The 13,699-nt window shown below is 70.8% G+C and carries 13 protein-coding genes; 9 read left to right on the top strand and 4 right to left on the bottom strand.

The genetic code is table 11. The features are described from left to right. Positions 1 to 12: 12 nt before the first annotated feature. The 4 genes from MRBLWH11_RS06855 to MRBLWH11_RS06840 all read right to left on the bottom strand — a co-directional run bounded on the left by MRBLWH11_RS06855 (position 13) and on the right by MRBLWH11_RS06840 (position 4,164). Positions 13 to 1,350: a DUF222 domain-containing protein gene (locus MRBLWH11_RS06855; RefSeq protein WP_341947260.1), complete on the bottom strand. Its 1,338-nt coding sequence runs from the start codon at positions 1,348 to 1,350 to the stop codon at positions 13 to 15. 48 nt (positions 1,351 to 1,398) lie between these two features. After that, entirely contained in the window at positions 1,399 to 1,818 is a 420-nt protein-coding gene (locus MRBLWH11_RS06850; protein ID WP_341947259.1) for a hypothetical protein, read from the bottom strand. Positions 1,819 to 1,827: 9 nt separating this feature from the next. Beyond that, the gene (locus MRBLWH11_RS06845; protein ID WP_341947257.1) at positions 1,828 to 3,195 is read right to left on the bottom strand and encodes an NtaA/DmoA family FMN-dependent monooxygenase; all 1,368 of its coding nucleotides are present in this window, start codon (positions 3,193 to 3,195) and stop codon (positions 1,828 to 1,830) included. Between the two features lie 75 nt (positions 3,196 to 3,270). Next, positions 3,271 to 4,164, bottom strand: coding sequence for a heparin lyase I family protein (locus MRBLWH11_RS06840; protein ID WP_341947256.1), 894 nt, complete (start codon positions 4,162 to 4,164; stop codon positions 3,271 to 3,273). 100 nt (positions 4,165 to 4,264) lie between these two features. On the opposite strand from MRBLWH11_RS06840, the gene MRBLWH11_RS06835 reads away from it, so the two are divergent. The 9 genes from MRBLWH11_RS06835 to cobA all read left to right on the top strand — a co-directional run bounded on the left by MRBLWH11_RS06835 (position 4,265) and on the right by cobA (position 13,686). Continuing rightward, positions 4,265 to 4,939 carry a CbiX/SirB N-terminal domain-containing protein gene (locus tag MRBLWH11_RS06835; RefSeq protein WP_341947255.1) on the top strand — a complete coding sequence of 225 codons (675 nt, stop codon included), beginning with the start codon at positions 4,265 to 4,267 and terminating at the stop codon, positions 4,937 to 4,939. A gap of 139 nt (positions 4,940 to 5,078) precedes the next feature. Beyond that, positions 5,079 to 6,797, top strand: a complete 1,719-nt coding sequence (locus MRBLWH11_RS06830) for a nitrite/sulfite reductase (protein WP_341947254.1) — start codon at positions 5,079 to 5,081, stop codon at positions 6,795 to 6,797. Next, a complete protein-coding gene (locus MRBLWH11_RS06825) occupies positions 6,794 to 7,570 on the top strand; it encodes a phosphoadenylyl-sulfate reductase (RefSeq protein ID WP_341947253.1) in 777 nt (258 codons plus the stop codon). The genes MRBLWH11_RS06830 and MRBLWH11_RS06825 overlap by 4 nt, the downstream gene beginning before the upstream one ends. After that, the gene (cysD, locus tag MRBLWH11_RS06820; protein ID WP_341947252.1) at positions 7,567 to 8,532 is read left to right on the top strand and encodes a sulfate adenylyltransferase subunit CysD; all 966 of its coding nucleotides are present in this window, start codon (positions 7,567 to 7,569) and stop codon (positions 8,530 to 8,532) included. The genes MRBLWH11_RS06825 and cysD overlap by 4 nt, the downstream gene beginning before the upstream one ends. Further along, the gene (locus MRBLWH11_RS06815; RefSeq protein ID WP_341947251.1) at positions 8,532 to 9,848 is read left to right on the top strand and encodes a GTP-binding protein; all 1,317 of its coding nucleotides are present in this window, start codon (positions 8,532 to 8,534) and stop codon (positions 9,846 to 9,848) included. Before cysD ends, MRBLWH11_RS06815 begins: the two co-directional genes overlap by 1 nt. 62 nt (positions 9,849 to 9,910) lie before the next feature. Continuing rightward, entirely contained in the window at positions 9,911 to 10,984 is a 1,074-nt protein-coding gene (locus MRBLWH11_RS06810; protein ID WP_341947250.1) for an ABC transporter substrate-binding protein, read from the top strand. Further along, complete coding sequence (locus tag MRBLWH11_RS06805) at positions 10,981 to 11,871, top strand: ABC transporter ATP-binding protein (RefSeq protein WP_116633673.1); 891 nt, start codon at positions 10,981 to 10,983, stop codon at positions 11,869 to 11,871. The genes MRBLWH11_RS06810 and MRBLWH11_RS06805 overlap by 4 nt, the downstream gene beginning before the upstream one ends. Beyond that, positions 11,861 to 12,778, top strand: coding sequence for an ABC transporter permease (locus tag MRBLWH11_RS06800; RefSeq protein ID WP_116633672.1), 918 nt, complete (start codon positions 11,861 to 11,863; stop codon positions 12,776 to 12,778). The genes MRBLWH11_RS06805 and MRBLWH11_RS06800 overlap by 11 nt, the downstream gene beginning before the upstream one ends. Next, a complete protein-coding gene (gene cobA / locus MRBLWH11_RS06795; RefSeq protein ID WP_341947249.1) occupies positions 12,775 to 13,686 on the top strand; it encodes a uroporphyrinogen-III C-methyltransferase in 912 nt (303 codons plus the stop codon). The genes MRBLWH11_RS06800 and cobA overlap by 4 nt, the downstream gene beginning before the upstream one ends. Positions 13,687 to 13,699: the final 13 nt, after the last annotated feature.

The raw sequence follows: 13,699 nt of genomic DNA, 5'->3' as shown, positions 1-13,699 counted from the left end.
GAAGCCGTCGAATCAGAACGGCGGGCTCGAATCGTCGTCGGTGAAGGTGATCGTGTGCGGGGGCGGCGGTTTGTCGATGTAGGTGCGGCCGGTGGGGCTGGTCCAGGCGTAGGTGCCGTCGCCGAGGGGTTCGACGTGCCATGGCGAGTGGTGCTTGAGGACGTGGTGTCGTCTGCAGAGGTGGCCGAGGTTCTCCACCGTCGTCGCACCGCCGCGGGCGGCGTCGTGATGGTGGTCGATATCGCTGTGGGTGGCGGCGTGGCCACAGGTGGGGAATCGGCAACGCTGGTCCCGGGCTCTGAGGTGTCGTCTCAGCTCCGCACTGGGTCGGTAGCGGTCGACGGAGAGCAGGGCGCCGGTGATCGGGTGGGTGAGGATGCGATCCCATCCGGATGCTGCGCCGGCGAGTCTGCGGGCGGTGGCGAGGTCCATCGGGGTACGACCGTTCAGTTCGGCCGGAGCTGTCGCGCGACCCATCAGGGAGGTGACCGGAACGGTGACGGAGACCGAGGCTGTGATCGCGGCGAGCAGTTCGTCTGGGGTGTCGTGCCCGGCCGGAGCCCCGGAGAGGAGGAGGTCGAGGGCGATGTCGGCACGGATCTGATTCAAGGTCCGCGTGTCCGCTCCCCGCACCGACTGTTCCTGCACAGCATCGTGATCCTGCTCGGATGCCGAGGACCGGACGGCCTTGGCCATCGCGGTGAGCCGCTCGAAGACACCGTGCACGAGCGCGGAGGGGCCGAGCAGCCCGAGCTGCGTCATCCCGTCCCCGGTGTCCTTCACCCACACGGAACGCTTCTCCCGTGCGTCTGCATGCCGCTCATCCATCGACCGCGGCTGGAATCGTTCCGCCACCCGCCGCCCGCGCCTGGAGACCCGGTTCGGGGACTCCGATTCCGCGAACGCCACCATCTCGGCGGAGTACGAGTCCCGGTCCGTGGCGTCTTCCAGATGCTCGGCGGCATCGCAGATCGCTCGGGCGTGCGCAGCACTGATGCGGCCGGACCCCTGGGCGGCCCAGACCAGCGGAAACCGCTCGACCCGCCACACCGCATCCGCCATCCGCGCCTGCACGGTGCGGTCGCTGACGCGCAGCGCAGCTGCCATCTCGGAAGCGACCGTGCGCGCTGCGAGTTCACCGAAGTCGGGGTGTTCCTGCTCGGCGGCGACCTGCAGGGCCAGACGAGAACCGATCGCCAGAACGCCGTCGCGCGCGGCCTGCAGACTGCTGATCGTCCGCTCGAGCCCCACGAGCATGTCGGTCGCCGAACTCAGGGCTTTCACCTGCTCGGCCGTCGCATCCGCCAGTGCTGTCATACCTTCAGTGAACCAGGGGCCACCGACATTCAAATCCCCTGTTCAGGCGCATAAACCGGCATTCCGGAATACAGTCGCGAATCACGAGTCCGACGCCGTCACCTCGGCAGACGCCGGCCGCACCAGCAGCCGCCGCACACCCCCGCGCGCCAGCATGAGCACGACGATGAGCAGCGTGACAAGGAAGAACCCGCCGAGATACACGGCGTCGCCGAACACCAGGTCGACCAGCTCCAGCACGAGGAATTTGCTGCCCGGCATCACGAGCAGCAGCACGACCACGCCGACCGCCCGTCTCGCGCCGCTGCCCTCGGAGCGGATGCGCGCGAGCGCCTTCGTCTTCACCCACACGACGGCCTCGAGCACGACCTTCAGCAGGACCGCCGTCAGCAGCGACAGCAGGAAGCTCTCGGAGATCACCGCCGGGAACAGTTGAGTGAAGGTGCCGAGGACGACCAGATACACGAGGACGTCGACCAGATCGATGGCACGGAGCCGCATGGCCCGAGTCTAGAGGTTCGCACCCCCGCGATACCGCGCAGCGGGATGCCGTTCCGGGAGGCGCGGCCCCTCGCCGAAGATCCGCTCGCGCAGTATCTCCCCCGGCACGTACGCCTCGCGCATCCGTCCCCGCCGACGCAGCTCCGGAACCACGAGCTCACCGAAGTCCCTGGCCGTGTCGAACGAGTGGTACTGGCGCAGGTTGATCCCGTCGATGCCGTCGGCGTCGAGCCACCGCTCGATCGTGTCGGCCACCTGCTCAGGACTGCCGACCGCGAGGAAGCGCGAATCCCACGCCTCGTCGACCGCTCCCGCGAACTGGCCGACGGTCAGATGCAGCGGGAGCGCGCCCGCGTCGACCACGTCCTGCCGCCCCTCGCGCTCCAGCGCCTCACGCACCGTGATGTCGGCCGGATGCTGCAGGGGATGGAACGGCACGCTCATGTGGATGAACGCTCCCTCGGGGTCGCGGAACGACCGGTACTCCTCGTACTTCGCCCGCGCCTCCTCCTCGGTGGGCGCGACGATGACGGTGGCCATCACGACGTACCGCGTGTCCTCCGGCCGCCGACCGTGGCGCACGCTCTCGTCGCGGATCGCGGCGATGTTGCGCTCGAGCGCTCCGGGCGGACGGTCGGCCGTGAACAGCACCTCCGCGTGCTGCGCGGCGAACGCGATGCCGGCCTTCGACGCCGACGCCTGGAACAGCAGCGGAACACGCTGCCGCGACGGCTCGGACAGGTGAGGCCCGGCGACGCGGAAGTGCGTGCCGACATGATCGATCGCGCGCACGGCGCCGGCGCGGCTGTACGTTCCGCCGTCCTTGTCGGCGACGACCGCGTCGTCGTCCCACGAGCCCTCCCACAGCTTGTAGAGGACGTCGATGTACTCCGCCGCGATCTCGTATCGGGTGTCGTGCGGGATCTGATCGTCGAGACCGAAGTTGCGCGCCGCGTTCGGCAGGTACGAGGTGACGATGTTCCATCCCACCCGCCCGCGGGTCAGGTGATCGAGCGTCGCCATGCGCCGCGCGAAGGCGAACGGCGGCTCGTAGGTCGTCGAGAAGGTCACGCCGAAGCCGATGTGCTCGGTGACGGCCGCCATCGCGGCGACGAGCAGCAGCGGATCGATGTTGGGGATCTGCAGCCCGCGCTCGAGCGCGGGCTCGAAGCTGTCGTCGTAGACGTCGTACGCACCCACGACGTCGGCCAGGAAGATCGCGTCGAAACCGGCCGCCTCGGCGACCTGCGCCAGCTCGGTCCAGTAGGAGATGTCGGCGTAGCGCTCGCGCTGGTTGTCCGGCTGACGCCACAGCCCATGGGTGATGTGCCCCGGCGTCGCCATCTCGAACAGGTTGACGATGAGCTGCTTGGTCATCGCGCCTCCTTCCTCGGCCCTCGCAGAACCCTAGTGAAGTCGGCATCCTCGCGGCGAGACGGGGGACGCGGAACGTCACCCGGCGGCGCACCCCGTGAGGTCGTGCACGGTGATGCCCCGGTGGTAGATCTGCAGGTCGGGCTGCGCCGGATACCCTCCGGTGCGCCACGAGGACCGGTAGATGCCGGTCTGGAAGTACGGCGGCCACTGCTGGTGGTAGTTGTTGTCGCCGGAGATGTCGAGCACCGTCGTTCCGCCGTGGGTGACGATCACGCGGCCGGGAGTGGAGGGCGTCGACCAGGTGATGTCCACGGTCCAGTCGTTCCAGCGGCCGTACTGCACCGGCACCGGGAGCGTATGCCTGGTCAGCTGCGTCGTGAGGTCGGGCTGGAGCCGGTAGACGTGCAGCTCCCACACGGGCGTCGGGGTGCCGTTGAGCAGGAGCGCGAGCGGCGGGTTCGTCGCCCGGCCGTCGGGCAGCGTGTAGCCGTGCCACTGCGCGAGGATCGTGCCGTACCGGAAGGGCACGTAGTCGGTCGGGATGTAGTGCGAGACTCCGTAGCGGTACCGGCCGAGGGTGAACTGGCGGCGCGCGATCTCGGCCCGATACGAGACCTGGTCGGCCGGCACCGTGAAGCGCATCACCGGCTGCCCTGAGCCTGCCGGATCGGGCACGATCGCGTAGCGCGCGGGCGGGAAGAGCGTCTGGTCGCCCCAGACGTCACCGGCGCCGACCGGACTGCTGGCGCCGTCGAAGATGCGCGCGGTCCAGTTGCCGGCGGAGGGAGTGGCGAATCCGTCCTGATGGACGAGCGCCTCGCAGGCGGCGCTGGCGGATGCCGGGCGTCCGGCGACCGCGAAGGTCGTGGCCAGTGCCGCGGCGCCGGAGGCGCGGAGCAGCGTGCGCCGATCGAGCAGGAGGCGTCCGAGGGCGGTCCGGTGGGTCTGAGAAACATCGTCGTTCGTCATCCCCGACACGGTAGGGGCGCGGAGCGGGGCGGCCAAGCGATACAACAGAAGCTAACAATCGCGACACATCTCCGTCATACGCACCTCCTAGGCTGACCGCATGGCTCGACCCACCCTGCTCGCCGTCTCGCACGGCACGTCCGACGCCGCCGGGGCGCGCGCGATCGCCGACCTCGTCGAGGCGGTCGCAGCCCGGCTCCCCGACGTCGAGGTGCGTGCCGCCTTCGTCGACGTGCAGGAGCCCGACGCCGTCGACGCCCTCGCGGCGATCGACGGCCCCGTCGTGGTCGTCCCCCTGCTGCTGTCGAGCGGATTCCACGTGCATCACGACCTGCACGGGATGGTCGCCGACCGGGCGGATGCCGTGGTGGCGGCGCCTCTGGGCCCCGACCCCCGGCTCGCCGCCGTGCTCGCGGAGCGGATGCCCGCGGCATCCGCTCTCCCGGTGATCCTCGCGGTCGCGGGGTCGCGTGATCCGCGGTCGCTGACGGATGCCGAGGGCATGGCCGCCGTCCTGCGCGAGCATCTCGGCCGCCGCGTGGAGCTCGCGTACCTCGCCGCGCGCGAGCCCGATCTGCCGACGGCACTCGCGGCGCATCCGGACGCCGTCGTCTCGACCTACCTCCTGGCTCGCGGCTACTTCTTCGACCTCGCGGAGCGGCAGGCGGCCGGACGCGTGCTCACGCTGCCCCTGCTCGACGGCGGCGCTGTGCCCGAGCCGCTGATCGACATCGTGGTCTCGCGCTTCGAGGAGACCGTCCCGCAGATCGGCTGATCCCGACGGACGGGCCGTCTGTCAATATTCCGGCGACCGTATGTCTCTCTGTGACGCCCCCTGACGCCCCGTGTCATCGAGGTTCTTGCACCGAGTCCAAGCTCCTACCTTGATGCGAAGCCATCCCAGGGAGCAGGTCATGACCATCGAGCAGCCGACGCCGATCCGTGGTGCCCGCACGCGCACCACGCGGACGCCGACCAAGCCGCACGGACAGTGGGCGGTCGACGGCCGCGAACCCCTGAACGCGAACGAGGAGTTCAAGCTCGCGGACGACGGGCTCAACGTTCGGGAGCGCATCGAGACGATCTACGCGAAGGGCGGATTCGCATCGATCGATCCGACCGACCTGCACGGACGCTTCCGCTGGTGGGGGCTGTACACCCAGCGCAAGCCGGGCATCGACGGCGGCCGCACCGCCCAGCTCGAGCCGCACGAGCTCGAGGACGAGTACTTCATGCTGCGCGTGCGCATCGACGGCGGTCAGCTGACCACGCAGCAGCTCCGGGTGATCGGCGAGATCTCGACCGAGTTCGCCCGCGACTCCGCCGACCTCACCGATCGCCAGAACGTGCAGCTGCACTGGGTGCAGGTCGAAGACGTCCCGGAGATCTGGCGGCGCCTGGAAGAGGTCGGACTCAGCACCACGGAGGCCTGCGGCGATGTGCCGCGGGTCATCCTCGGGTCGCCCGTGGCCGGAATCGCCGCCGACGAGATCATCGACCCGACTCCGCAGATCCAGGAGATCGCGGAGCGCTTCATCGGCGACGCGACGCTCGCGAATCTCCCGCGCAAGTTCAAGACGGCCATCACCGGTCACCCCAGCCAGGATGTCGTCCACGAGATCAACGACTGCGCCTTCGTCGCCGTCGAGCATCCCGAGCTCGGGATCGGATACGACCTGTGGGTCGGCGGCGCGCTCTCGGTGGTTCCGCGTCTCGGCGAGCGCCTCGGCGTCTTCGTGGCGCCCGACCGGGTCGCCGACGTGTGGCACGGGGTCACGCAGATCTTCCGCGACTACGGCTATCGCCGTCTCCGCAACAAGGCCCGCCTGAAGTTCCTCCTCGCCGACTGGGGCGTGGAGCGCTTCCGCGAGGTGCTCGAGACCGAGTATCTCGACACGCCTCTCCCCGACGGCCCCGCAGCCCCCAAGCCCACGAGCCTCGGCGACCATGTCGGTGTGCACGCGCAGAAGGACGGCAGATTCTTCGTCGGCGCTGCCCCTCTCGTCGGACGCGTGTCCGGCTCGACGCTCACGGCTCTCGCCGATCTCGTGGAGGTGCACGGGTCGCAGCGCGTCCGCACCACCCCGCACCAGAAGCTCATCGTGCTCGACGTGCCGGAGCCCGAGGTCGAGAGCCTCATCGCCGGCCTCGATGCGATCGGCCTGTCCGCCCGTCCCAGCCTGTTCCGGCGCGGCACGATCGCCTGCACGGGCATCGAGTACTGCAAGCTCGCGATCGTCGAGACGAAGGCCAACGCCGCCGAGGCGATCACGCAGCTCGAGCGGCGTCTCGGCGAGCTCGAGCCCGAGATCGGCCGCCCGATCACCCTCCACGTGAACGGATGCCCGAACTCGTGCGCCCGCATCCAGATCGCGGACATCGGGCTGAAGGGCCAGCTCGTGTCGATCGACGGCGAGCAGGTGCCCGGCTATCAGGTGCACCTCGGCGGCGGCCTCGCGAACGTCGACCGCGAGGAGGCCGGCCTCGGCCGCACCGTCCGCGGCCTGAAGGTGGCCGCCGACGGCATCGCCGACTACGCCGAGCGGGTGATCCGCCGCTACCTCGCCGACCGGGAGGTCGACGAGACCTTCGCCGTCTGGGCGCACCGCGCCGACGAGGAGGCGCTGCAATGAGCCCTATCGAGGCTGGGTCCCTGAGCCGGTCGAAGGGCCAGCAGGTCGTCATACGTCCGGCCCGCCGCTCGGCGGACGAGCTGCGCGCCCTCGCCGAGCGCGGCGCGGTCGAGCTTCGCAGCCGTCAGGCCGATGAGGCGAGCCCCGCCGAGGTCGTCGCCTGGGTCGCCGAGAACTTCGCCGTCAGCCAGGCCACCGTCGCCTGCTCGATGGCGGATGCCGCGCTGCCGCACCTGGTCGCGCAGAGCCTCCCCGGCGTCGACGTGCTGTTCCTCGACACCGGCTACCACTTCGCCGAGACGACCGTCACGCGCAACGAGGTCGAGCGAGAGCTCGACGTGCGCATCGTCGACGTCAAGCCCGTGCAGTCGGTGCGCGAGCAGGATGCCGCCCACGGCGAGGACCTCTTCGCCCGCGACCCGGGCCTGTGCTGCGCGCTGCGCAAGGTCGAGCCGCTGCAGCGCGCGCTCGGCGACTACGAGCTGTGGTTCACCGGCGTGCGTCGTGAGGAGGCGCCCACCCGCGCCGAGACTCCGCTGATCGTGTGGGACGAGCGCAACGGACTGGTCAAGGTGAACCCGGTCGCCGCCTGGAGCTTCGACGACCTCATCGACTACGCGACCGTCAACGAGGTGCCGGTGAACCCGCTGATCGCGAACGGCTACCCCTCGATCGGCTGCGCACCGTGCACGAAGCCCGTCGCCGCCGGCGAAGACCCTCGATCCGGCCGCTGGGCCGGCCTGTCCAAGACCGAATGCGGGCTGCACCTATGACTCTCGATACGCAGGACGCTTCGACAGGCTCAGCGACCCAGCACCATGGGCCCCTGAGCTCGTCGAAGGGTCGGCTCTCCGCGCTCGACCTGCTCGAGGCGGAGGGCATCCACATCATCCGCGAGGTCGTCGCCGAGTTCGAGCGCCCCGTGCTGCTGTTCTCCGGCGGCAAGGACTCGGTGGTGGTGCTGCACCTCGCGGCCAAGGCCTTCGCCCCCGGACGCGTGCCCTTCCCCGTGCTGCATGTCGACACCGGCCACAACTTCCCCGAGGTGATCGCCTTCCGCGACGAGACCGTGGCGCGGCTCGGCATCCGTCTCGAGGTCGCGAGCGTGCAGTCGTACATCGACGACGGCCGCCTCGCCGAGCGCCCCGACGGCACGCGCAACCCGCTGCAGACGCAGCCGCTGCTCGACGCCATCGCCGCGGGGAAGCACGATGCCGTGTTCGGCGGTGCCCGCCGCGACGAGGACAAGGCGCGCGCCAAGGAGCGCATCATCTCGCTGCGCGACGAGTTCGGTCAGTGGGACCCGCGCAACCAGCGGCCCGAGCTCTGGAGCCTCTACAACGGCCGCCACCTGCCCGGCCAGCATGTGCGTGCGTTCCCGATCTCGAACTGGACCGAGCTCGACGTGTGGCGCTACATCGAGCGCGAGGGCATCGCTCTGCCTCCGCTGTACTACGCGCACGAGCGCGAGGTGTTCCGCCGCGACGGCATGTGGTGGGCGATCGGCGAGTTCTCGCAGCCACGCACCGGCGAGGAGACCGAGCGCCGCGTGGTCCGCTACCGCACGGTGGGCGACATGAGCTGCACGGGAGCGGTGGAATCGGATGCCGCGGACACGGCATCCGTCGTCGCCGAGGTCGGCCGCTCGACGCTCACCGAGCGCGGCGCCACCCGGGCCGACGACCGCATCAGCGAGGCGGCCATGGAAGACCGCAAGAAGGACGGGTACTTCTGATGAGCGCGATTGAAGCTGGGTCGGAGACCACCACGCTGTTCCGCTTCGCCACGGCGGGGTCCGTCGACGACGGCAAGTCCACGCTCGTCGGGCGCCTGCTGCACGACGCGAAGGCGATCCTCGCCGACCAGCTCGAGCAGGTCGCGACGACGTCCCGGCAGCGCGGCTTCGCGCACGGCGACTTCGACTTCGCGCTGCTCACCGACGGCCTGCGCGCCGAACGTGAGCAGGGCATCACGATCGACGTCGCCTACCGGTACTTCGCCACCGCCCGGCGGAGCTTCATCCTCGCCGACTGCCCCGGACACGTGCAGTACACGCGCAACATGGTCACCGGCTCGGCCACGGCCGATGCGGTGATCGTGCTGGTCGACGCCCGCAAGGGGATCGTCGAGCAGACGCGCCGTCACCTCGCCGTCGTGTCGCTGCTGCGCGTCGCGCACGTGATCATCGCGGTGAACAAGATCGACCTGACCGGCTTCGACGAGAACGTCTTCGTCGAGATCGAGCTCGAGGCGGCGCGCGTCGCGGAGCAGCTGGGCCTGCACGGCATCCATGTCCTGCCGGTCTCGGCCCTGGAGGGCGACAACATCGTCGACCGGTCCGCGCGCACCCCGTGGTACTCCGGCCCGACGCTGATCGAGCTGCTCGAGGAGCTGCCCCGTCAGGACGAGGAGGACGCCGCGGCATCCTCCTTCCGGCTTCCGGTGCAGCTCGTGCTGCGCCCGCAGGGCGGGCTCTCCCCCGACATCGACGATCCCGAGCAGTACCGCGACTTCCGCGGCTTCGCCGGGCGCATCGCCTCGGGCGTCGTGCAGGTGGGGGACCGCGTCGACGTCTTCCCCGGCGGGCACGAGACGACCGTCACCGGCATCCACGTGGCCGGGGAGCCGGCGGATGCCGCCACCGCGCCCCAGTCCGTGACGCTGACCCTCGCCGACGAGATCGACGCCGCCCGCGGCGCGCTGATCGCCGCCGCCGGCACCGCTCCGACGGGAAGCCGCGAGGCCGTGGTCGAGCTCTTCCAGCTGGACGCGCGCCCGGTCGTCGCGGGCGCGAAGGTGCTCGTCAAGCACGGTACCGCCACGGTGCAGGCGCTCGTCGCCGAGGTGCTGTCGCGCCGTGACCTCGAGACGCTCGCGCACGAGGACGCGCCGTCGCTCGCCGCGAACGAGATCGGCCGGGTGCGGCTGCGCTTCGCCGCCGACCTGCCGATCGAGCCATATGCGCGGGATCGCTCCGGCGGCTCGCTCCTGCTGATCCACCCCGCCGACGGCGCGACGCTCGCCGCCGCGACCGTGATCGACGAACCCTGAGACCTGCACCACCGAACCTGCACCACCCCACCTGCACCACCGACCGCTGAGGAGGCGAAACCGTGAAGATCACCCGCACCACCACGACACTCACTGCCCTGGGACTCGCTGCGATGATGCTCGCCGGCTGCGCCTCCGCATCCGCGACCGACGACGCCGCGAAGGGCGAGACGAAGGCACCCGACGAGGTCCGCCTCGGGTACTTCGCCAACGTGACGCACGCCCCGGCGCTCGTCGGGCTCTCCGAGGGACTGTTCGAGGACGCGCTCGGCGACATCGATCTGAAGACAGAGGTCTTCAACGCCGGCCCCGCCGCCATCGAGGCGCTGTCCGCCGGCGCCATCGACGCCACGTACATCGGACCGAACCCCTCGATCAACACCTTCATCCAGTCCGGAGGCGAGTCCGCGCACATCATCGCCGGCGCGACCTCGGGTGGCGCCGCCCTCGTGGTGCGCGAGGGGATCGACAGCCCTGACGATCTCGCCGGTGCGAACATCGCGACCCCGCAGCTCGGCAACACGCAGGATGTGGCGCTGCGCAGCTGGCTGGCCGAGGAGGGGTTCGAGACCTCGACCGCCGGAGGCGGCGACGTCACGATCACCCCGACCGAGAACGCTCAGACCCTCACGCTGTTCCAGCAGGGCGAGCTCGACGGAGCCTGGCTGCCGGAGCCGTGGGTGTCGCGGCTCGTGGTCGAGGCGGGTGCGCACGTGCTCGTCGACGAGGCCGACCTCTGGAAGGACGGGGCGTTCCCGACCACCGTGCTGCTGGTGCGCGCGGAGTTCGCGGAGGAACACCCCGACGTCGTCGAGGACCTGCTCGAAGGACACGTGGCCTCGGTCGCCTGGCTCGACGAGCACGCCGACGAGGCGCCCGGCGTCATCAACGACGCCCTGGAGGAGGCCACCGGCAAGCGCCTCTCGGACGACGTGCTCGCCCGCGCCCTCGAGAACGTCACGTTCACGGTCGATCCGCACGCGGAGACCTTCGAGACGCTGGTCGAGAACGGACTGGCCGCCGGCACGCAGAAGAAGGGCTCGATCGACGGGCTGTTCGACCTGCGTGCGCTGAACGCGCTGCTGAAGAAGGACGGCGAGGAGCCCGTCTCCGCCGCCGGCCTCGGGGAGGACTGATGAGTGCGCCCGCGGGGTCGTCAGGAGCCGGGGCCCTGAGCCTGTCTGAGGGCACCCCGGCTGTGTCCGTGGCCGCGCTGACGCCGAGCTTCGACGGTGTCACGCCGCCGGCGGCGCCGGCCGCGCCGGTCGACCCCGCGGTGCGCCTCTCCCACGTCACGAAGCGCTTCGGTGCGGGACCGCTCGTGCTCGACGACGTGACGCTCGACATCGCGCCCGGTGAGTTCGTGTGCCTGCTGGGCGCCTCCGGATGCGGCAAGTCCACCCTGCTCAACCTCATCGCCGGGCTGGAGCCGCTCACGTCGGGTGAGATCCTGACCACCACGGGGTCACTGAGCCCGTCGAGGGGCGGCGCGGCGGTGATGTTCCAGGAATCGGCGCTGATGCCGTGGCTGACAGCGCGCAAGAACGTCGAGCTCGCGCTCCGGCTGCGCGGCGTCCCCCGCGGCGAGCGCCGCGCGGAGGCGCAGCGGCTGCTGGCGACCGTGAATCTCGCCGAGGCGGGTGACAAGCGGCCCCATGAGCTGTCCGGCGGCATGCGGCAGCGCGTCGCGCTCGCCCGCGCGCTCGCCCAGGACCGCCCCGTCCTGCTGATGGACGAGCCGTTCGCCGCGCTCGACGCCATCACCCGCGACCTGCTGCACGAGGAGCTCGAGCGGGTGTGGCGCGCCACCGGCCGCACGATCGTCTTCGTCACGCACAACGTGCGCGAGGCGGCGCGGCTCGGACAGCGTGTGATCCTGCTCTCCAGCCGCCCGGGTCGGGTCGCCGGGGAGTGGAAGGTCGCCACGACCACCGGCCGGCGCATCGAGTCGCCCGAGGTCGCCGCCCTCGCCACCGAGATCACCGCCGAGCTGCGGAAGGAGATCCGCCGCAATGCCGCTTGACACCGCATCCCCTCGGCTTTCGAGCGAGCGCAGCGAGACGAAGGACGACGAGCTGCGCACGCTCTCCGCGGGCCTCGACCGCCTGCAGAGCGCGCAGGGAGACCTCCGCCCCCGATGGCGCACGGCACTGTCGAAGGTGCTGCCGCCCATCGTCCTGCTGCTCGCGCTCCTCGCCGCCTGGCAGCTGTACGTCGTCATCGCCGACCCGCGCCCCGACATCGCCCCCGGTCCGCTCCAGGTGGCGGGTGCGCTCGGCGAGGCCTGGCAGACGGGACGCCTGCAGGAGGCCGTGCTCACCAGCCTCGAGCGCGGAATCATCGGCTTCCTCATCGCGATCGCCGTCGGCACCCCGCTCGGTCTGCTCCTGGCCGAATGGAAGCCGCTGCGCCGCGCCGCCGGCCCCCTGATCTCCGGCCTCACCGTGCTGCCCTCCGTCGCCTGGGTGCCGGCCGCGATCATCTGGTTCGGCCTCTCCGACGCGACGGTGTACTTCGTGATCCTGATGGGCGCGATCCCCTCGATCGTGAACGGCCTGCTCTCCGGGATCGACCAGGTGCCGCCGCAGCTGCGCCGGGTCGGGACGGTGCTCGGGGCGAGCCGCTGGCAGCTCGCCACCGCGGTGATCCTTCCGGCCGCGCTCCCCGGGTACGTCGCCGGGCTCAAGCAGGGCTGGGCGTTCTCGTGGCGATCGCTCATGGCCGCGGAGATCATCGCCGTGGGCGGCTCGATCGGCTTCGGGCTCGGCTCGATGCTGCAGCAGTCGCGCGAACTCGCCGATCTCGCCGGCGTGCTCGGCACGATCCTGCTGATCCTCGCGATCGGCATCCTCATCGAGCTCGCCATCTTCGGGCCGCTGGAGCGACGGATGCTGCAGAGCCGCGGCCTCGCGCTGGGAGGCGACCGATGACCGGAACAGTCACTCTTGTGGGGGCGGGGCCCGGCGATGCCGGCCTGCTCACCGTCCGCGGCCTCCGTGCGCTGCAGGAGGCCGACGTGATCGTCGCCGACCGCCTCGGCGCCCGCGCGGTCCTCGAGCAGCTGGCCGCCGAAGGAGTGGAGATCACCGCTGAGGTCATCGACGTCGGCAAGCTCCCCGGACACCATCCGGTGCCGCAGGACGGCATCAACGACCTGCTCGTGCGGCTCGCCTCGGAGGGGCGCCGCGTCGTGCGGCTGAAGGGCGGCGACCCGTTCGTGTTCGGCCGCGGGCGCGAGGAACAGCAGCACTGCGAAGCCGCCGGCATCCCCGTCGACGTCGTCCCCGGTGTCACGAGCGCCGTGTCCGTCCCCGCCGTCGCGGGCATCCCGCTGACCCACCGCGGGGTAGCGGCATCCTTCACCGTGCTGAGCGGCCACGACCAGATCGAGCAGGGCGGGCCCCTGAGCCTGTCGAAGGGCGATCACACGGTCGTGCTGCTGATGGGTGTGAACACCCTCGGACACTCCGCGCACGTGCTCAGCTCCGGCCCTCGCGGGGTCGACTGCCCCGTCGCGATCATCGAGGACGGTTACGGCGAGCGCGAGCGCGTCACCGTGGGCACGCTCGGCACGATCGCGCAGCTCGCCGCGAGCCGTCAGGTGCGGTCGCCTGCCGTCGTCGTGGTCGGCGACGTGGTGGCTCTGAGCCCGCACGCGGCGCTGATCGTCACCTCGTCCGTCTCCGAGCCGCGCGCACCTCGACCCAAGCCGCACTGGGCGGATGCCCTCGACGCGGGTCTCGCGGTCGACACCGGCCTCATCCAGGCGGTCGACGCGCTCGACCCGGCATCCGCTCGTCGCTCTCCCCTCGCCTCCCTGTTCTCTCGCTCGCGCTGAACGCGCCCCCGAA

This window comes from Microbacterium sp. LWH11-1.2, assembly GCF_038397745.1.
Classification (GTDB): Bacteria; Actinomycetota; Actinomycetes; order Actinomycetales; family Microbacteriaceae; genus Microbacterium.
Note: the sequence above shows the minus strand (reverse complement) of the source record. Positions and strands in the feature narration are given on the sequence as shown.

Excerpts from the sequence above, each read along its gene's own strand:
- MRBLWH11_RS06850 (WP_341947259.1), bottom strand. The coding sequence starts at position 1,818 with ATGCGGCTCCGTGCCATCGATCTGGTCGACGTCCTCGTGTATCTGGTC.
- MRBLWH11_RS06800 (WP_116633672.1), top strand. The coding sequence starts at position 11,861 with ATGCCGCTTGACACCGCATCCCCTCGGCTTTCGAGCGAGCGCAGCGAG.
- cysD (WP_341947252.1), top strand. The coding sequence starts at position 7,567 with ATGACTCTCGATACGCAGGACGCTTCGACAGGCTCAGCGACCCAGCAC.
- MRBLWH11_RS06815 (WP_341947251.1), top strand. The coding sequence starts at position 8,532 with ATGAGCGCGATTGAAGCTGGGTCGGAGACCACCACGCTGTTCCGCTTC.
- MRBLWH11_RS06825 (WP_341947253.1), top strand. The coding sequence starts at position 6,794 with ATGAGCCCTATCGAGGCTGGGTCCCTGAGCCGGTCGAAGGGCCAGCAG.
- cobA (WP_341947249.1), top strand. The coding sequence starts at position 12,775 with ATGACCGGAACAGTCACTCTTGTGGGGGCGGGGCCCGGCGATGCCGGC.
- MRBLWH11_RS06835 (WP_341947255.1), top strand. The coding sequence starts at position 4,265 with ATGGCTCGACCCACCCTGCTCGCCGTCTCGCACGGCACGTCCGACGCC.
- MRBLWH11_RS06845 (WP_341947257.1), bottom strand. The coding sequence starts at position 3,195 with ATGACCAAGCAGCTCATCGTCAACCTGTTCGAGATGGCGACGCCGGGG.
- MRBLWH11_RS06830 (WP_341947254.1), top strand. The coding sequence starts at position 5,079 with ATGACCATCGAGCAGCCGACGCCGATCCGTGGTGCCCGCACGCGCACC.
- MRBLWH11_RS06840 (WP_341947256.1), bottom strand. The coding sequence starts at position 4,164 with ATGACGAACGACGATGTTTCTCAGACCCACCGGACCGCCCTCGGACGC.